Origin of the sequence: Pseudomonas sp. WAC2 (genome assembly GCF_030403525.1) — a bacterium.
GTDB lineage: Bacteria > Pseudomonadota > Gammaproteobacteria > Pseudomonadales > Pseudomonadaceae > Chryseomonas > Chryseomonas luteola.
The window spans coordinates 73,275-91,718 of record NZ_JAUEPD010000013.1 but is presented as its reverse complement, the minus strand read 5'-3'; the positions used below and the strand labels follow the sequence as shown (position 1 = coordinate 91,718).

The following is an 18,444-nucleotide window of genomic DNA, read 5'->3' as shown; positions in this document are numbered from 1 at the left end:
CGCTTCGCTTGCTGGGGCGGGCTAAAGTTCCCCTAACCAAACGTTAGGTGCACTTAGGAGATTTTTAATGACTAAGAGAGCAACCCTTCACCTCATGTGCGGAAAAATGGGCGCTGGCAAGTCCACTTTTGCCAAATCGCTCGCAGAGTCCTCGGGTGCAGCTCTCCTATCGGAAGACGATCTGCTGCGTGGTCTTTATCCCGGCGAGGTCACCGATCTAGGCAGCTACATGACGCTGTCTAGCCGCATCAAGAACGCCTTGGCTGGCCATATCTGTGCGCTGCTACGTCAGGGTATGTCTGTTGTCTTGGACTTTCCCGGCAATACTGTGAATCAGCGGGCCTGGTTCCGGGAACTCATTGAAAGCTCAGGTGCCCACCATCAACTGCACTACCTTGATGTATCGGACGAGACATGCAGACGGCAGCTTAGGGAACGCCGGTCCATTAATGGCGGTGACCCGCTGCAAGATGACGCCACGTTTAATGCCCTACTGGCCTACTTCGCGCCGCCAACACCGGAGGAGCAGTTCAACGTGGTTCGGCTTGGGGCGAGCTAAAACCCGCTTCTTAACCTAACGTCAAATGCAGGTCACATGGACCCGACTGATCTGGATGACAAAATCGCAAAAGGCAGAATTGATCTTTGGCTACCCCAGAACAAGTCGCGTTTATCGCCAATGAATGACAAAAATTCCAAACAATGCATCGCTGGAAGTAAAAGAAGCTGAACCACTCTGATATTGTTCGCAAGCAAGCTTATTGCTAGAGCTCTAGCAGCTATCCTTTGATTATCTATTTGAATAACACTAATTTTAAAGTATAAAGACGATGCCTATTCTAAAAAGTAAAATAAGGTCCGAGAAGAGTCGGAGGCTAATATAGCAGCTTGAATAACTTATAAGAGCTAAACACTAGAAGTTTCTATCCAGTAAATAAAATACGTAAGACTCATGATGACAAACAATTTTTATAAATTAATTGACTTATGAAGAATATATTATTTATCTGTAGTCGTAATCAGTGGCGAAGTCCTACAGCTGAAACAGTCTGGCGTAAGCATCCAGGCATCAGTGTTCGGTCTGCAGGTACAAGCCCAAATGCTCGGAAAACAGTAGGTCCTGCGGATATACGCTGGGCGGATATCATTATTGTGATGGAGCAGAAGCATAAGAGCAGGTTAGTAGCGGATTTTACTCGTCTATTGGATCATAAACCTATTCATGTACTGGAAATTCCAGATGAGTACAGATATATGGACCCTGAGCTCGTAGATATTCTAAAAGAGTCTGTGGGCAGTTGTCTCGCGATCTAATAAATGGTTAAGCTCACTTGATTCTGCTTACTCGGGCTTGGCTAAAGTCCAGCCTTACCAAACAGTGTGAGAGTTGTATGGAGCTAACAGAGCTAGAAGAGGGCCAGCTTCTTGGGATTAATTTAGAGGCTGGCGAGTTGTTTGTACAACTTACGGTACTTACTCCGGCTAATGAAAGAGTGGCTGTCTTTTCTCATAATCGGGATACCTCAAAGATAAAGATTCGGTTTTACGCATTGTCTTTAAGGACAGGACTTAACACAGTGGATGGTTTCGCCACTTTTGGGGAAATAGAGTCAGTTTCATGCTGTAAGGGTCGCTATACTCTCGAAGGAGACTTTGGTGCAATTACAGTATTTGCAGACACAACCTTTATCCAACCAGCCCCTTTCTGAATGGGTGACGGGGCCTACTAAAGCCTGCCAGTTATGTATCAACTAGACAGCATAAACGTCGCTCAAATCGCACAAGAATTTTGAGCTACCGCATCACATGATCCTGCGTATAGCGAGCCAGATAGGCGTTAGTCTTAGATTAAATTCAATAGCCAGCTGCGCTCGAAATATGTGGAAGTCGTTCGGGCAGAGGCGGTAGAGCCATACTAAGTGAATGTATTAGTAACCCTTATTGTTCATCATCAAAGATTGCCTCGATAGGCAAGGCAAAAATTCGTGATATCTGAAAGGCCAGTTGCAGACTAGGGTCATAGCGGCCGTTTTCGATGGCGTTGATGGTTTGTCGGGAAACGTCGAGCTGCGAGGCGAGATCGGCCTGGGACCAGTTACGTTCAGCGCGCAGCTCCTTGAGTCTGTTTTTCATCGGTAACGTAGCATCGCTATTCTTAGACCTATCATCCACATGAGTCCCATGATTGGCCACACCATGTGCCAGCTGATATGGGGAAAACCTACGTTTTCAAGAAACCCATAACTGAAGGTCAGCAGGGCGGAAGCTGCAAAGGCAAAGCCGAGCGCTTCAAGTTGGATGCGCAGGTGCATCTCATCAAGGCGGCGAAGCTGCCGGACGATCGCCCAACACATCAACCCGGCCGGGGCGATGGGCAATAACGAAACCACTGTCTGTACTGCCAGGCTGGCACCTTCAAGATGCCGCAGCAGGATCAGGGATGCGACCAGAACGGTACTATAAAGAAGAAGTGCAGCGCCTAACTCATAGTGATACCGGGACATGTAATGCTCCTGATGTAAAGCCTACTTTCCATCATTGACCACCTTATGAGATATATAAAGCAAGCTTTACATAAATAACCGGATTTTGATTGGCCCGGCTACAAGGACCTTATGGGAAGATACATTAAGAGGCGAAGAGCCTGATCGCGTTGACATTTAAGGCAGAAAAATAAGGGTTAAGGGCGAGCTGTTGTCCAGTAGCGTAAGGCGGTAGCACGTAGAGCTGAAGCAAAACGGCCAGACAAATGTCTGGCCGTTTGGGTGGCTGTATCGATTGAATATTACTTTGGTAGAGAAGTAATAGACTTGGATATCAAAGCGTTTCGGATTCTTTGATATGGGCAATCGGGCCTAGCAGGCTAGGATCGAATTCGGCCAGTGCCTGTGCATTCTCCACTTTTTGCGGCCAGTCGGGGTTGGCCAGCGCACCGCGTCCAATGGCAATCAGATCGGCGCCGTCTTCCAGCGCCTGTACTGCCCGCTCCGGGTCATGCAGTTTGCCGTTGGCAATGACTGTAACACCGGGTGCATAGCGGCGTGCCAGGGCTGCAAGGCTGGGCCCTTCGCCAAAGGCGGGCTGCCATGCTTCGTGCTCGGTCACGTGGATGAAGTCGATATCCGCTTCGGCCAATGCACCAAACACGATTTCTGCACCGGCTTCGCCTTCTTTCCATTTATGCTCGAAGTCGTTCACCTTGCCTTGGGAGATACGAATTCCCACGGGCACGTTAGCCCCAACTGCAGAGCGAACCGCTTTATATACTTCAAGACTCAGCGAGAGACGCTGGCGAATATCGCCACCCCAGCGGTCATCACGCGTGTTGGTGTAGTCGGTAAAGAACTGATCGAGCAGGTAGCCATTAGCGCCATGGATCTCTATGCCATCGAATCCCGCAACCTCCACCGCCCGCTTGGCTGCCTGGGCAAAGCTGCTGATGACATCAGCGATGTCTGCTTCGGTCATTGCCTTTGGCAGGGGATAAGGGCCTTGGCCACAGTAGAACGTCATCTGCTCGCCCTTGGGTTGGAGGGCCGAGGGAGCGAGGGTGTCGTTGCGAAAACGATTACCTTGAGTCAACGCACCGGCATGCATGAGTTGGGCAAAGACCTTGCTGCCCTGGGCATGCAGGGTATCCACAAGAGGTTTCCAGGCCTGGGCTTGCTCGTCATCGCTCATCCCAGGCTGATACGCATAACCCTGGGCGTAAGCCTGATCGGTATACAAGCCTTCCGTGATGATCAACCCAAACCCACCACGTGCAAAGCGCTCGTAGTAACGATTCATGGTGTCGTTCGGGGTCCCGTCCTCATTGGCACTGACACGTGTCATGGGCGCCACGGCGAGGCGGTTGTTTAACGATACGCCGTTTATATCGAAATGGGTGAAAAGTGTCTTGACCATGGGATGATGTCTCCAAAGGCTTTAATGCAAAGAGAAGTTTGCCAAGCCTTTATCGATAGGCTTGAAGAGGGGTCGTGTGGTTACGATAGCGAGATCTTGAGTGCTTCTGTAGTCTGCACAAGTGAGTAACCGGTATAACGGTAGGCGTTAAAGTCTATGGATATGAAAGATGTTGGCGTCCTGGCAGCCATTGCAGCGGCGGGGAGTTTGTCAGGTGCGGCCCGCCGCCTCGGCATGACTCCTATGTCCGTTTCACGTCGACTGGCGGCATTGGAGCGTGAGTTGCGGGTTCGGCTGATTCACCGCACGACCCGCTCCGTATCGCTGACGCCCGAAGGCGAGGCGTTTTTACCGTATGCCCAGACCATGCTGGAGGCTGAGGAAGCTGCACGTGCTACGCTTTCTCCAGAGGCCTCTGCTGCTCGCGGTGTGCTGAAGATCACCGCGCCAGCGGTTTTTGGCCGCACGGTGATTGCGCCTCTATTACCCCAGCTCTTGGCAGAGCATCCTGCCTTGAAGGTGGATTTGAATCTGAGTGATAACATTGTCGATATCGTGGGGAGCGGTATCGATGTAGCCATTCGCATTGCACCTTTGCGAGACTCGAACCTGATCGCACGTCAGCTGGCAGTCAATCCACGTGTGTTATGTGCCTCCCCACAATACCTGCGGCTCAACGGCACGCCTGTTAACTCAAGTGAATTGTCCCGTCACGCCTGTCTCCTGTTGAACGGCCTTCAGCACTGGCCTTTCATGGCAGGGCAGCAGGTGCGCTCGATTCGGGTGGAGGGGCGGCTTTCCAGCAGCAGCCTTGAAGGTATTCGTACTGCCTGCCTTCAGGGGTTGGGTCTGGCGCAGCTGACCTATTGGGATGTGCATGAAGCGCTGGCAGCCGGTTCGTTGATAGAGGTCAGCCTGGATGATGTACAGCCGCAGGCGCTGTCTATCTGGGCGCTGCTACCGACGCGGCGTTATATCCCACTTAGGGTAAAGGTCTTCCTGGAGTTGCTTGGAAATCGTCTGAACAGTTTTTGAAGGGTAGAGCATGGTATGGGTTCAGTGATGAGGTAAGAAGAATGCGTGCTAAATAAAAGCCTTTTGATATACCGTTCGTCGGAGTCAAGATTGCGAGATACCGTTTGTCTTATTACTGTTTATTTATACAGTAATAGCAAAGGAGGTCTCACCCATGTTCATGCTTGCCCTTTTACGACGACTCAGCCCTGAAAAACAGATCGACCCTGTCTGTTGGATGGCGCAGGAAGATTATCTTCATCTGGCGCACAGGCTTTCCGAGAGCACATTCCAACCAGCGGCTTGCAAGGATGCTGAAAACGTTGTCGTGCTCAAGGTAGGGCCACATGGACAAGCTCAGTGAAACGATCGACTCGCTTGATCTGCAAGTCATTCTGTTCCGACCACAATCATCACTGCTTCGTTATGATCACTTACTCAACGAGACGTTGGATAGGTTACGTGGCGTTCTAGCAAAAGCCCAGCAGGCCAATCACCTGCAAGGCAAGCCATATAACAAACCAGTCCTCGTTGATACTTACAACGGTCTGGTCAAGGCCCATCGGCACATCTCCCGCTTTAAGGCATTTAATTCGGTTCGGCATGCGCGCCTGGCTTTGCTCAGGCTACTGCTCAAGCCGCTGGCCGGAGACAATCTCCAGCTGACCCATGCCCTGCGCAAAGCGGGAGGCATGCCATGAGCAATGTGGTAGCGCTCGAGGGCCTGCTTGATAGTCGTCGGGTCTGGAAGGGCCACGGCGTTCAGGTCAGAATAGGCACTCAGCCAACCGGATATGCGGAGCTGGATGAGCGATTGCCTTTTGGCGGCTGGCCTGAGGCTGCCTTGACTGAGATCCTGTTGCCCTATACCGGAATAGGGGATATCAAGCTGCTTTGGCCTACGCTTGCCCGGCTGACGCAAAGCGGTGAGCGAGTCACCTTGATTGCACCCCCTTACGTGCCCTATCCCCAGGCCTGGATCGCCGCTGGGGTCGATATGGGCTTGGTAAGTATCGTCGAAGCCAAGGGGCGGGAAACCTTATGGGCTGCAGAGCAATGCCTTCGCTCGGGCAGTTGTGGTGCGGTACTGTGCTGGCCGGAACGTGCGGATGACAAGGCGCTACGCAGGCTACAAGTGGCGGCCGAGACCGGACAGACATTGGCATTTGTCTACCGCAGCCTTGAAGAGGCTGCCAATCCATCACCTGCTGCTCTACGGCTGGTGATAGAGCCCAGCCCGCTACAGCTGCGCATCCTCAAGTGCCGTGGCGGTCAACCGATAGCACTTCCTCTTCCTGCGGCTGCCTGGCGCTAAGGGGGCCGCTATGAAATGGGCGTGTATCCTGCTGCCACAACTGGCGCTGGACGGTGTGCTGCGTCACCGTCCCGAATGTACCGAACCCCTGGTCTTGCTCGGAGGTACGCCACAACGGCGCGTCCTGCGTGCAGTCAATGCCCGTGCCAGGGCGTTGGGGCTGGCGCCAGGGTTGACCCTCGCTGCTGCACAAACCTTATGCCCAGGCTTTGCAACAGCCGAATACGATCTGGACGATATCGAGCGCAACCAGAATCTTCTGGCTGCCTGGGCATATGGCTTCAGTGCCCAGGTGAGTCTGCATTATCCACGAGCGCTTCTGCTTGAAGTTGAATCGAGCATGCCGTTGTTTGGCCCCTGGCCTGCGTTTTCCAGGCGCCTACGTGACGAGTTGGCGGCGCTCGGCTTCAGCCATCGTATTACCCTGGCGCCCAATCCTGTATCCGCGCGCATCATGGCCAATGTCTCGGATGACCTGGTTATCGCGAACGATACGGAGTTGCGGCAAAGGCTCGGCCCCTTGCCACTGGACCGGGCTGGTCTGGATAACGCTCTGGTGCAATCGCTTGGCCGTATGGGGTTCAGACGACTCAGGCAGGTAATGGATCTGCCCAGAGCCGAAATAGCCAGGCGCTTTCCCGCCGGTTTGCTGAACCAACTCGATCTGTTACTGGGTAGAAGGCCATTGGCGCTGGGCTTCTACCGGCCGCCTGATACCTTTGATACGCGGGTAGAGTTTAACTTTGAAGTGGAGTCGAACCAGCAACTCCTGTTTCCGTTACGTCGCCTGACGCTGGATCTGGCCATGTACCTGGCCGGGAGGGACAGTGGTGTGCAGCGCTTCATGCTGTATCTGGAGCACCGTGCGCAACCGGATAGCCTGATCACGGTAGGACTCCTGACACCCGAACGGGATGCGGGCCTGTTGTTTGAATATGCCCGTGGGCGGCTGGAAATCCAGCAGGTCACGGCGCCCATTCTGGCGTTGCGGCTGGTCGCGGAGCAACTTCCAGCCTTTGTACCGGAGCACCGTAGTTTGTTTGAACCGCGACCGCAGCAGACGCTATCGTGGGAGCAGTTACGCGAACGCCTCAGAACACGCCTTGGTGATTCGGCCGTCTATGCGGTAGGCGGCCAGGGGGATCATCGGCCGGAGGCATCCTGGCGCCAGGATGCCAAATCATGTGATCTACAGATGCTTGCGCAAGGGAAGCGCCCGGCGTGGCTGTTACGTGAGCCTATTCCACTGGGCGAGGCGGCACCCCATATTCTGGCCGGTCCCGAGCGGATCGAGTCTGGCTGGTGGGACGGCAGCGATATACGCCGGGACTACTATCTGGTGGAGCTTCCCAATGGCCGCCTGGCCTGGGCTTATCAGGCAATCGCACAGCGGCCGGGTTGGTGGTTGCATGGGTGGTTTGCATGAGCACTGGTTATGCGGAGCTGCACTGTTTATCCCATTTCAGTTTTCAGCGAGGCGCCTCCAGTGCCGATGAGTTATTTGAACGGGCCAAACGCCTGGGATATGAGGCGCTGGCCATTACGGATGAGTGCACGCTTGCCGGTATCGTACGCGCCTGGCAAGCCGCACAAGCACATGGCCTACCTCTGATTGTGGGTGCTGAATTCTGTATCAGTGAAGGTCCTAAGGTTGTGCTGCTGGTGGAAGACCTAATCGGCTACCAACATCTGTGCCGACTGATTACCCGAGCGAGGCGCCGTGCCGAAAAGGGCCGTTATCGTCTATTCAAGGAGGACCTTACCGATCACTGCTTGGGACTTCTGGCGATCTGGCTGCCTGACACAGACGATAATGCGCAGGGCAGCTGGTTGAGCGAGTGCTTTCCCGGGCGCCTATGGGTAGGTGTCGAGCGACATTATGGTCCGGATGATGCCGAAAGATGGGTAAGGCTTCAGGCGCTAGGCGCCGCCCTGGATTTGCCTCTGGTCGCCTGTGGCGATGTGCATATGCACGCACGAGGTCGACGGGCCTTGCAGGACACCATGACCGCCATTCGGCATCATGTAACGGTCGCCGAAGCTGGGCAGCGATTGTTCCCCAATGGCGAACGCCACCTGCGTACGCTGGAAACACTGTTTGAGTGCTATCCGGCAGCGTTGCTGGCCGAGTCGGTGAAGATTACCCGGCGCTGTCGTTTCAGGCTTACCGAACTACAGTATCACTATCCTTCGGAGGTGGTGCCCCAGGGGCATACGCCCACTAGCTGGCTACGCAGGTTGGTAGAGCAGGGCAGTATCTGGCGGTGGCCGGAAGGTGCGCCGGACACTGTTACGAAACAGCTGGATCGTGAACTTGAGCTGATCTGCCAGAAGCGGTACGAGAGTTATTTTCTGACCGTGCATGACATCGTCCGCTTTGCACGAGAGCAAGGCATTCTCTGTCAGGGTCGGGGCTCAGCAGCCAACTCGGCGGTATGCTTTGCCCTGGGGATTACCGAGCTTGACCCGACGCGAATCAATTTACTGTTCGAGCGGTTTATTTCCCATGAGCGAAACGAGCCGCCAGACATCGATGTGGACTTCGAGCACGAACGCCGTGAAGAGGTCATCCAGTATGTCTTTCAACGTTACGGGCGCACACGTGCAGCCCTGACGGCGGTGGTCAATACCTACCACGCGGCTGGCGCCGTGCGTGACGTGGCCAAGGCGCTGGGCTTGCCGGCGGATCAGATCAATGCCCTGGCTGAATGCTGCGGTCGCTGGAGCGATCGCATACCGCCTCCGGATCGCCTGCAGGAGGCCGGCTTTGACCCGGAGAGCCTGTTGCTCAAGCGAGTGCTCGTCTTGGCCGGTGAGTTGATTGGCTTTCCACGGCATCTCTCGCAGCACCCAGGTGGATTCGTCATTTCGGAGCAATCACTGGAGACGCTTGTACCTGTAGAAAATGCAGCGATGGCCGAGCGTACCGTTATTCAGTGGGACAAGGACGATCTGGACGCCATGGGGCTGCTAAAAGTAGATATCTTGGCGCTGGGCATGCTTAGCGCGCTACGCCGCTGCTTCGATCTGATTGGGCACTATAAGGGACGTGAACTTACCCTGGCCACCATTCCCCAGGAAGACCGAAAGACCTATGCCATGATCAGTCGTGCAGACACTCTTGGCACTTTTCAGATCGAGTCACGGGCCCAGATGGCTATGCTGCCACGGCTCAAACCACAAACGTTTTATGATCTGGTCATCGAGGTGGCAATTGTTCGTCCCGGGCCTATCCAGGGTGATATGGTCCATCCCTATCTGCGCCGCCGTAACGGCGAGGAGCCTATCGCTTATCCCTCCCGCCTGAAGCGTGTATTCGAGCGTACCTTGGGGGTTCCACTGTTTCAGGAGCAGGTCATGGAGCTGGCAATTGTGGCTGCAGACTACACGCCTGGCGAGGCCGATCAATTGCGTCGCTCCATGGCTGCCTGGAAGCGCCACGGCGGCCTTGAGCCGCATCGGCAAAGATTGACCGAGCGGATGCTTGCCAATGACTATACCCTGGAGTTTGCCGAACGTGTTTTTCGGCAGATTCAGGGCTTTGGCAGTTATGGATTTCCTGAATCCCATGCAGCCAGCTTTGCGTTACTGACGTATGCCAGTTGCTGGTTGAAATGCCATGAGCCGGCCGCTTTTGCCTGTGCCTTGATCAATAGCTGGCCCATGGGGTTTTATAGCCCTGATCAGGTGTTACAGGATGCCCGGCGACACGGTATTGAAACGCGTCCAATCGACGTCTGTCACAGCCATTGGGACTGTAGTCTGGAGCAGGCAGACACCGACCAGCCTGCAATCCGATTAGGCTTGCGAATGATTCGAGGGCTTTCGGAATCAGCCGGACGCGCTATTGAAAAAGCCTGTGCGGTACAGCCGTTTTTGAGTGTGGCCGATCTCTGTCTGCGAGCAGGGCTCGATGCCAGAGCGCGTGAATGTCTGGCAGACGCTGGCGCGCTCAAAAGCCTGGCGGGGCATCGCTATCAGGCCCGCTGGAATATGGCAGCTATCGAGCCGCAGTTGCCTCTCTTCACAGAGGGCGCAGTGGTGAGCGAGGAACACGTCAAATTACCAGAGCCTACTGTGGCAGACGATCTGTATACCGACTACGCCGCTACAGGTACTACGCTGGGGCCACATCCATTAGCACTGCTTAGGGCTGAGCTCAGGACTCGCCGGCTGCTTGATTCGCGCGAACTTGCCGAGCGATATCATGGGCAGCTCTCGCGCATTGCCGGCCTCGTTGTGGGTCGGCAGCGCCCTGGTACTGCCAGTGGCGTCACCTTTGTAACGCTTGAAGATGAGTATGGAATGGTCAATGTGGTCGTATGGCGTGACCTTGCCGAGCGGCAGCGACGCGAACTGCTGCAGTCGAGGCTGCTGCGTATCGATGGTACGGTTGAGCGAAAAGAAGGAGTGCTTCATCTCATTGCGGGTCGTCTTACAGACCTGAGCGAGCTGCTTGACGGACTGGATACCCGGAGCCGGGATTTCAAATAGTGAGGTTAACTGCGGGTAAGGTGCGGTTGGGTCTGAAGCCTATCGTCGCGCTTGCCTAGCTGACCTTGAGCACTGTCGTATTTTTTATACGAGAGCCGTCCGCCTAGTTGCAAACCGGGTCTGGCACAACCTTTTTAACCCAATGCGTCAGTGTGAATGCTGATACACGTAAGGGCGTGCCAGAAGCCAATCAAGCAAGGCGTTATAATAGCTATGTTGATAGCACTATGATCTCATAAAGACGCAATGAAACTTAATTTTAATGCTATTGAAATAATAGTGTAATAAAACAACTGAATATTAAGCTTTGCTTACTTATTTATTATAGAAATATAGACAATCTATTTCTTGAAGGTTAAAAGGTAGGCGCAAAAACGAGAAGTCGATTTCTTTAAAGCTTAGAGCATGTGAAATGGATATACGCATAGAAAAAGTACAAGCTGAATCCACATGGGTTGTTTGGCTGAATAATATTCCGGTCAAGTTCTATACGGAATATGAAGCCGATGCTTTTGCTCAGACGCTTTCGACACGCATTGATGCGCTGCAAGACGTCCGGCTGACCAGGGAAAGTCTGGCCGAGGCAGTGTAAAACGCGGAAGCGGGACTCCGGTTAAGGAGTGCCGCTTTAAACGTGTTGTGCTCACTACCGTCTTACCATGCAAGGAGCAGTTTTCAAAGCAAATGATCAGAGCGGTTTTCAACAAAAAGGGAGGCGTGGGCAAGACCAGTATTGCCTGCAACCTCGCCGCCATCAGCGCAGCTGAGGGCTTTCGCACACTTCTGATTGACCTGGACCCACAGGCCAATTCCACTCATTATCTGACAGGCTTTATAGGCGACGAGATTCCGGCCGGTATTGCCGACTTCTTCAAGCAAACGGTTTCTGATTCCGCCAAGAAAGCCAAGGCTTCTATTCTCGAGACGCCCTTTCATAATCTGAGCATCATAACGGCTTCCCGCGAGCTGGAAGATATTCAGATGAAGCTCGAAGCCAAATATAAGATCCAGAAGCTGGGAAAATACCTCGAGAAGTTGATCGAGGAGTACGATCGTATCTATCTCGATACACCACCGGCTTTGAATTTTTATAGTGTATCGGCCTTGATTGCAGCTGACCGCTGCCTTATTCCTTTTGATTGCGATACGTTTTCGCTTAATGCGTTACGTGAGCTCTTTCTTGATATTGAAGAGATCAGGGAGGACTTCAGTGATCGTTTGCGTGTGGAAGGTATCGTCGTCAATCAGTTCCAGGCCAATGCCGGTGTTCCTCGAGCGCTGTTAGGTGAACTGGAAAAGACGGACATGCCGATTATCCCGACGTACCTTATGGGGTCGGTCAAGATGAAAGAGTCCCACCAGCAGAGCAAGCCGCTTATCCATCTGGACCCTGGCCATAAGTTGACCCAACAATACAAGGCGTTGTTCGACTGGCTGGAGCGATAGCGGCATATATGATCAAGGCAAGCTGCTCATGCCTGTATCCAAAAGGGTAGGCGCCAAACAGTTTCTTTGTCTGGCGCCTGGCTTGTTCACACGTAAGTGAACAGGCGCTCAGCTGGCAAGCGTGACTTGGGCAGGCTCGCGTTGAAATCCGAATCGGCTCGATAGCCAAGGCTTACCAGAACCAGACTCGTGAAGCCCTGTTCACGAAGGCCGAGCTCTTCATCCAGCTTGCGAGAGTCAAAACCTTCCATGGGGTGGCGTCGACACCCAGACTGGCAGCACCCAGCAATAGCGTTCCCAAGGCCAGGTAGGTCTGTTTTTCCATCCAATGCTGCAAATCCTTCTGGTCGTAGCGATGCAGACTCACGTAATGACGACGGCTCTTGTCCTGTGTGGCCTTGGCTTCTTCAGACCGGAAGCGACCAGCGCGCTCCTCCTGCTCCAGGATAGCGCCAAGATGCTCTTCGGTACTGTCTACACCGATGCCGCTATTAAGAAAGACGCCAGTAAAGAAGAAATTGCCGAAGCGCTGGGCGTAGCGGTAGCAATCAATGCGGGTGCGGCTATGGTGTATTTAGCCCGTGTAATGGATGCATACGCGGCCAAGACTTCCGTGTAGCGAAAGCGGATCTCCTTGCAGCACTCCTGGCCGCTGATCGAATTTTGACGATATCGATTCGCTGCCGGATGCGTTTGTAAAAGTTACCTTTGACGATAACTAATAATTCGATACCTCGATTAGGTTACCGTCCGGGTCCCGAAAATAAACCGAGACGATTGCTCCGGTGGCACCGGTACGCCGTACCGGTCCGTCAATCACTGTAACGCCTGTCGAATGCAGATGGGTCACGACATCCTCAATAGGCATACGGGTAATCAGGCAAATGTCGACGGCACCCGGTGTCGGCTTCTCGGCTTTGGGTTCGAACTCCTTTCCCGCTTCATGCAGGTTGAATTTCTGCTCGCCAAACGCCAAGGCCTTACGTCCTTCGCCAAATGTGATGACGTCCATGCCCAGCACACGAGTATAGAAGTCACAGGTCCGCTCAAGGTTGCGAACGGTCAAAACAAGGTGGTCGATCCTGTCGATCTGCATGGCCTGTCTCTTGTGCATTGGACGCTGACAATGGTGCGATTTATAGAGCCTTTGCTGTGGCCTCGTCCAACAACGGCGCATTCAATAGACTTATCAAGCTATAATACCAGCCCATATATATGTACATACTTGAAAGACACATTTGAGCAAAGTAAACAGATAACCAAGTTAGCCGCCGTTGCTCATGAGTTCTATGCTGAAAGCATTCAGCTAGAGCGATTTGATGTACCTTGGATATTAAGAAAAAAGTTGCCTTTGGCTACTCAAGAAATACTCCAGCCCTGCCGTTAACCATCGACCCTTTCTTGGTTTAGCCGGTGCATCATGTTCAATGCTCGCTTGAAAAAGGACTTGCAAGTCCAGGCCGAAGAGCTGACAGCGTTACGTCAGATCGTCAAAGGAATGAACGATTCCATGGTTGCCTTAACCCTTGATCCTGAGTTCCGTATTCAGAGTGCCAACAGCAAATTTCTTCAGACGCTGGGCTACTCGGCTGACCAGGTGATAGGACGTCCAATGGCAGATATTGTGCCTCCCTATGTGAAGACGCTGCCATGCTTCCAAAACTTTCGTGCAGCCGTTGCCAAAGGGCTCCCGGTCAGTGACGAATATCGCTATATCCGCAAGGATGGCGCGCTCGCTTGGCTAAACATCCATTGGCAACCTGTCCGCGACCAAGAGAATAAGCTTTCCTATATCCAGGGCTTTGGCAAGGAAGTGACCAAAACCATCGAACTAGCCAAGGAGAACGAGCATTTTATCAATGCGTTGCTGCGCTCTACTGCAGTCATTGAATTCAACCTTGACGGTACGGTGATCAAAGCCAACGACTTGTTCCTCAGGACGATGGGGTATTCAGAGCCGCAGATAGCAGGTAAGCACCACCGTATTTTCTGCACACAGCAAGAAGCATCCTCTGCAGAGTATGAGGCGTTCTGGGCCAAGCTGAACCGGGGGGAATTTGTTGCCGGCCGCTTCAGGCGAGTCGATAGCCATGGTGTCGAAGTCTGGCTCGAGGCCACGTACAACCCGGTCTATGACTCACATAACCGGCTTTACAAGGTCGTGAAATTCGCAACAGTCGTGACGGATCAGGTACTTCGGGAGGCCGAGGTGCGCGAAGCGGCCGGAATAGCCTTTGATATCTCCAGGCAAACAGACATCATCGCTCAGCGGGGCGCTGCGGTCGTGAATAATGCCGTCGAAACCATGCAGCAGATTTCGGTTGAAATGCAAGCTGCTGCCGAGGGGATCGAAGCGCTGGACCGTCAGTCACTGGTGATCAACTCCATCGTCCAGACGATTAGTGGCATTGCTGCACAAACCAATCTGCTGGCGCTCAATGCCGCAATCGAAGCCGCTCGTGCCGGCGAGCAGGGGCGAGGCTTTGCCGTGGTCGCTGACGAGGTACGGCAACTGGCAGGGCGTACCAGCTCGGCGACTGAAGAAATTGTAGACGTCGTGCAGCAAAATCAGAAGATGACCGAAACCGCCGTACGTAGCATGGCCAGTAGCCGTGAACAGGCCGCGCGGGGACTGGATCTGGCTGCACAGGCCGGTACGGCGATCGTCGAGATTCAGGATGGGGCAAAACAGGTCGTGGGAGCAGTCAAACGGTTTGCCAGCGAGCTCTAGTCGGTATAAGTCTGGTGTAGGGCCAAGCTGCTTTATCTATAGCAAAAGGCTTACACAAGCGTGGGAAAAGCAGCGCTATTACTCAGCTAAGTCATGTCCTAATCTACACATATTGGATGGAGCGCAGGACGCGCTCAGTCAGGTCAAGGATGATGACCAAGCCAGGATGGCAGCTTGATACGGATATCGAGCACGGTCAGCAAAAACCCGCTTCGGCGGGTTTTTTGTTGCCTACAAAATAGCCTCGCTTTAGCAGAAAAAGTCTGTCGCACAGGAAAGGCCGGATTAATTGTAGGAGTCTTGGCTAACATTGGATGTTTGACTCAGATCAGTTTTAAAGCCCCTTGCTACATTAATTCGCTGCGCTGGGAGCATGGCCAAAATGGCGGCGAAAGGCCCGGCTGAAACTGGCGCCGTCCGAGAAGCCCACCCGGTGAGCAATAGTAATCAAATTAAACTTTCGTTCGTTGATCAGCTGTTGTGCCTTGAGCATGCGTCGGGCAGCTATGTATTGCTGAGGGCTCAGGCCTGAGAGCTGTTTGATCAACACATACAGATGGCTTGTGCTGACATGGCAAAGGTTGGCCAGTTCTTCGTTCTCTATAAGCCGATGCATATGATGATCTATATAATCATCAAGGCGGGCTTTTTCGAGCCTGCCTGATTTCAGAGAGGCAACGGGTGTATATGCTCCCTGTAGTATCAATTCTCCTAGAAAAGCCGAGATCAACTGATATTGAAGTACCGGCATGGTATGGCTGTTCAGGTGGCGAACCTGATAGTCCGTCCAGCTTAGCAGATTTAGCACACCCGGACTTGGAGGCAGTAGAGCAGGCTCGCTCAGCAGTCGCGATTCGATAGAGACCGTGCAGGCCTCCTCAAAGGCCTTGATGAAGGCGTCTTCGACGTTGAGGTCGATTACCAGCAACTGGCACCGCTCGGAGGCACCGCGATACCGGTGTTCGGTATCGCAGGGCAAGAGGCCAATGGCGCCACGCGCGACCTCTCCGCTGTTGGCAGGCAGCTCACAATGCATAACTCCTTGTTGACCAATCAGTATCTGGGGATAGCTATGGGTATGGACGCCATGGCTGGTCGCAATGAGATTAGTTCGGAAGGAAGTCTGCACAGCGCGTAAACCTAATAGTTTGAGACAAGGCTGTCATAATCTGGGTCAACATAGGCTTGCATTAGCATACTAGGCTGGGGGCTCGTTTGATGTCGAGCACCTACTATGTATCTAGACGCAAAACAGGTGGCTGAGGCCTTGCCTTGGCCTGCGCTTATCGAGGCCCTTTCCCGAATCTTCACGCGTACGACCCACTCGCCGGTGCGCCATCATCACCGTATCGAAGTACCTGGAGATCCTGCTGCCATGCTGTTGCTGATGCCCGCCTGGATCGAAGGTGAGTATGTGGGCGTCAAGCAGGTCAATGTCTTTCCTGGTAACAACGCTCGAGGCAAGCCGGGCTTGAGTAGCCATTACCTGCTCAGCTGTGGCAAGACAGGTCTCCCGCTAGGTCAGTTCGACGGAAATGAACTGACGGCACGCCGCACCGCAGCAGCTTCGGCACTGGCATCAACGTATCTTTCCCGGCCCGACTCGAAAACACTGCTGATGGTTGGGGCTGGGCGTATGGGACATTATCTTGTTCCTGCCCATCTCTCGGTAAGGCAGATCGAGCAGGTCAGAATTTACGATCGAAACGAGGTTTCTGCCGAGCGTTTTGCCCAGGAACTCATCCAGCAGGGAATAGTAGCGCAAGCAGTACGGCCGGATGAACTTGCGCAGGCTGCCGTAGCCGCCGACATCATTAGTTGTGCAACGCTTGCTAATGAGCCTGTGATCAAGGGCGAATGGTTGAGCCCCGGGGTGCATGTGGATCTGGTGGGCAGCTTTACTCCTCAGATGCGTGAGGCAGATGATGATGTGGTTCGCCGCTGTGCAATTTTTGTCGATACGCGCGAAGGTACACTTTCCGAAACGGGTGATTTGATCACTCCCATCAAACAAGGCGTTATCACACCGCAGTCCATTCAAGCCGAATTCAGCGACCTCTGTAACGGTAAGCACAAGGGGCGCGCTGCGTTGGAGAGTCCTAATGCTGCAATGACATTGTTCAAGTCTGTCGGCGCCTCTGTGGAGGACTTGGCTGCCGCCATACTGGCCTATGAACGTTCATCGGCAAACAGGTAGGCGCATCATGGAGGCTTTAGATTCGTTGCGCTGTGCAGTTATTGGGGCTGGCCTGGTTGGACTTTGCACGGCGCTAGCGCTGCAACGGCAGGGCCGTAAGGTCACGTTAATAGATGCTGGCAGGCCGGGTGAGGGCGCATCTTGGGGAAATGCCGGGTTTCTTGCGACGGAGTCGATTGATCCATTATCCACTTGGGGCACACTCAAAAGTGCGCCACGTCTGCTGCTGGACAGGCATGGGCCATTAGTTATTCCCAAGGCGAACCTTCCTGCCAGTTTGCCCTGGCTTGCACGTTTTACTCGGGCAGCCGGTCCCGCCATGGTCAATGCTTCCCGAACAGCCCTGGCCGACTTGAATCGCCAGGCAGTACCGGCTTGGCAAGCGTGCCTTTCCTCCATTGGGCAATCCGATTTTTTGGTGAGGTGCGGCTATTTGCTGGCCTGGGAGTCGGCTGCGGGCCTATCGGCTGCTCGCCGCGAGGTTAAGCACCTGCAGGCATGGGATCAGCCTGTAGAGCTAATCGAGAGACAGCAATTGGACGATATGGAGCCTAATCTAGCGGGCCGTATGAGCCATGCCCTGCATTTTCCCGAAGCCTACCGTGTACGTGATCCCGCCTGGTTGGGTGCGGCGCTGTTTGAGGCCTATACCTCAGCAGGCGGCGTGTTTATGCAGCAGCCAGTCGCTGCGATACGGGTAGTTGATGCTCACCGTATCGAGCTTCAGCTTGGCCTGGAAACCCGAATGTTCTCCAAGGTGGCCCTTTGTGCCGGCGCAAGCAGCGGTGAACTGCTAAAAACGCTAAGCATGAGCGTCCCGCTGATGGCTGAACGGGGCTATCACCTGAGCGTGCAAAGCTCTGAAACTTTTCTGAATCGCCCAGTCTGTTCGGTTGATCGTCGGGTGTTTTTAAGTCCGCTAAATAGCGGTTTCAGAGTTGTCGGTATCAGCGAGCTGGGCGGGCTGACCTTGCCGGCCCAGCCGGCTCGATTCGAAACATTACGCCATCATGCCCGTCAGTTATTTCCACACCGTAGCGAGTTGATCAATCAGGCCAGTGAGTGGATGGGCAAGCGGCCTACGCTTCCTGATTCGCTTCCGGTCATCGATGTACATCCGGATCATGCCCATCTCGGGTTTGCATTTGGTAACCAGCATTTGGGTCTTACCCAGGCTGCCATTACGGGGCGGTTGCTTAGTCAGCGGCTGATGGGTATGCCTTGTGACCTCAACCTCAAGCCCTTTCGAATAACTCGATTCTAAGCGGCCAGCGGATCGGCCGCCCTCGCAACCATAACACCGTTGCGTTTCAACACCTGCCTATAAAACTTATAAAGGGT

17 protein-coding genes and 2 pseudogenes are annotated in these 18,444 nt (G+C 53.8%); 13 read left to right on the top strand and 6 right to left on the bottom strand.

Going from position 1 to position 18,444, the window contains the following annotated elements:
• Positions 1-67: 67 nt before the first annotated feature.
• Positions 68-559, top strand: a complete 492-nt coding sequence (locus QWJ10_RS22600; RefSeq protein ID WP_289929741.1) for an ATP-binding protein — start codon at positions 68-70, stop codon at positions 557-559.
• Positions 560-1,938: 1,379 nt separating this feature from the next.
• On the opposite strand, the gene QWJ10_RS22590 is transcribed toward QWJ10_RS22600, so the two are convergent.
• From QWJ10_RS22590 to QWJ10_RS22580, 3 genes are all read right to left on the bottom strand, one after another.
• Positions 1,939-2,133, bottom strand: a complete 195-nt coding sequence (locus QWJ10_RS22590) for a helix-turn-helix transcriptional regulator (protein ID WP_289929739.1) — start codon at positions 2,131-2,133, stop codon at positions 1,939-1,941.
• Positions 2,130-2,504: a hypothetical protein gene (locus QWJ10_RS22585; protein ID WP_289929738.1), complete on the bottom strand. Its 375-nt coding sequence runs from the start codon at positions 2,502-2,504 to the stop codon at positions 2,130-2,132. The genes QWJ10_RS22590 and QWJ10_RS22585 overlap by 4 nt, the downstream gene beginning before the upstream one ends.
• A gap of 313 nt (positions 2,505-2,817) precedes the next feature.
• Positions 2,818-3,906 carry an NADH:flavin oxidoreductase gene (locus QWJ10_RS22580; RefSeq protein ID WP_289929737.1) on the bottom strand — a complete coding sequence of 363 codons (1,089 nt, stop codon included), beginning with the start codon at positions 3,904-3,906 and terminating at the stop codon, positions 2,818-2,820.
• A 156-nt stretch (positions 3,907-4,062) separates the two neighbouring features.
• On the opposite strand from QWJ10_RS22580, the gene QWJ10_RS22575 reads away from it, so the two are divergent.
• The 8 genes from QWJ10_RS22575 to QWJ10_RS22540 all read left to right on the top strand — a co-directional run bounded on the left by QWJ10_RS22575 (position 4,063) and on the right by QWJ10_RS22540 (position 12,175).
• Positions 4,063-4,941 (top strand): LysR substrate-binding domain-containing protein, encoded by an 879-nt coding sequence (locus tag QWJ10_RS22575; RefSeq protein ID WP_289929736.1) that lies wholly within the window; start codon positions 4,063-4,065, stop codon positions 4,939-4,941.
• 154 nt (positions 4,942-5,095) lie between these two features.
• Positions 5,096-5,284 carry a hypothetical protein gene (locus QWJ10_RS22570; protein ID WP_010798660.1) on the top strand — a complete coding sequence of 63 codons (189 nt, stop codon included), beginning with the start codon at positions 5,096-5,098 and terminating at the stop codon, positions 5,282-5,284.
• Positions 5,268-5,621: a hypothetical protein gene (locus QWJ10_RS22565; RefSeq protein ID WP_010798659.1), complete on the top strand. Its 354-nt coding sequence runs from the start codon at positions 5,268-5,270 to the stop codon at positions 5,619-5,621. The genes QWJ10_RS22570 and QWJ10_RS22565 overlap by 17 nt, the downstream gene beginning before the upstream one ends.
• Positions 5,618-6,235, top strand: coding sequence for a translesion DNA synthesis-associated protein ImuA (gene imuA / locus QWJ10_RS22560; RefSeq protein WP_289929734.1), 618 nt, complete (start codon positions 5,618-5,620; stop codon positions 6,233-6,235). Before QWJ10_RS22565 ends, imuA begins: the two co-directional genes overlap by 4 nt.
• Before the next feature lie 10 nt (positions 6,236-6,245).
• Positions 6,246-7,661 (top strand): DNA polymerase Y family protein, encoded by a 1,416-nt coding sequence (locus tag QWJ10_RS22555; RefSeq protein ID WP_289929733.1) that lies wholly within the window; start codon positions 6,246-6,248, stop codon positions 7,659-7,661.
• Positions 7,637-10,729 (top strand): error-prone DNA polymerase, encoded by a 3,093-nt coding sequence (locus tag QWJ10_RS22550; RefSeq protein WP_289929732.1) that lies wholly within the window; start codon positions 7,637-7,639, stop codon positions 10,727-10,729. The genes QWJ10_RS22555 and QWJ10_RS22550 overlap by 25 nt, the downstream gene beginning before the upstream one ends.
• 412 nt (positions 10,730-11,141) lie before the next feature.
• A complete protein-coding gene (locus QWJ10_RS22545; RefSeq protein WP_010798655.1) occupies positions 11,142-11,321 on the top strand; it encodes a hypothetical protein in 180 nt (59 codons plus the stop codon).
• Positions 11,322-11,413: 92 nt separating this feature from the next.
• Positions 11,414-12,175, top strand: a complete 762-nt coding sequence (locus QWJ10_RS22540) for a ParA family protein (RefSeq protein ID WP_289929730.1) — start codon at positions 11,414-11,416, stop codon at positions 12,173-12,175.
• Between the two features lie 86 nt (positions 12,176-12,261).
• On the opposite strand, the pseudogene QWJ10_RS22535 reads toward QWJ10_RS22540, so the two are convergent.
• Positions 12,262-12,650 (bottom strand): annotated as a pseudogene (locus tag QWJ10_RS22535) (nitroreductase family protein); the annotation flags it as partial.
• On the opposite strand from QWJ10_RS22535, the pseudogene QWJ10_RS22530 reads away from it, so the two are divergent.
• A pseudogene (locus QWJ10_RS22530) lies at positions 12,648-12,794 on the top strand (carboxymuconolactone decarboxylase family protein); the annotation flags it as partial. The pseudogenes QWJ10_RS22535 and QWJ10_RS22530 sit on opposite strands and share 3 nt — an antisense overlap.
• A 99-nt stretch (positions 12,795-12,893) precedes the next feature.
• Here QWJ10_RS22530 and QWJ10_RS22525 read toward each other — a convergent pair.
• Positions 12,894-13,271 (bottom strand): VOC family protein, encoded by a 378-nt coding sequence (locus QWJ10_RS22525; protein WP_286786822.1) that lies wholly within the window; start codon positions 13,269-13,271, stop codon positions 12,894-12,896.
• 324 nt (positions 13,272-13,595) lie between these two features.
• On the opposite strand from QWJ10_RS22525, the gene QWJ10_RS22520 reads away from it, so the two are divergent.
• A complete protein-coding gene (locus tag QWJ10_RS22520) occupies positions 13,596-14,906 on the top strand; it encodes a methyl-accepting chemotaxis protein (protein WP_289929729.1) in 1,311 nt (436 codons plus the stop codon).
• Positions 14,907-15,258: 352 nt separating this feature from the next.
• On the opposite strand, the gene QWJ10_RS22515 is transcribed toward QWJ10_RS22520, so the two are convergent.
• A complete protein-coding gene (locus QWJ10_RS22515; protein WP_010798642.1) occupies positions 15,259-16,035 on the bottom strand; it encodes an AraC family transcriptional regulator in 777 nt (258 codons plus the stop codon).
• Between the two features lie 105 nt (positions 16,036-16,140).
• On the opposite strand from QWJ10_RS22515, the gene QWJ10_RS22510 reads away from it, so the two are divergent.
• Together QWJ10_RS22510 and QWJ10_RS22505 are read left to right on the top strand one after the other, a co-directional pair.
• Positions 16,141-17,103 (top strand): ornithine cyclodeaminase family protein, encoded by a 963-nt coding sequence (locus QWJ10_RS22510; RefSeq protein WP_289929728.1) that lies wholly within the window; start codon positions 16,141-16,143, stop codon positions 17,101-17,103.
• A 7-nt stretch (positions 17,104-17,110) separates the two neighbouring features.
• Positions 17,111-18,367 carry an FAD-dependent oxidoreductase gene (locus QWJ10_RS22505; RefSeq protein ID WP_289929727.1) on the top strand — a complete coding sequence of 419 codons (1,257 nt, stop codon included), beginning with the start codon at positions 17,111-17,113 and terminating at the stop codon, positions 18,365-18,367.
• Positions 18,368-18,444: the final 77 nt, after the last annotated feature.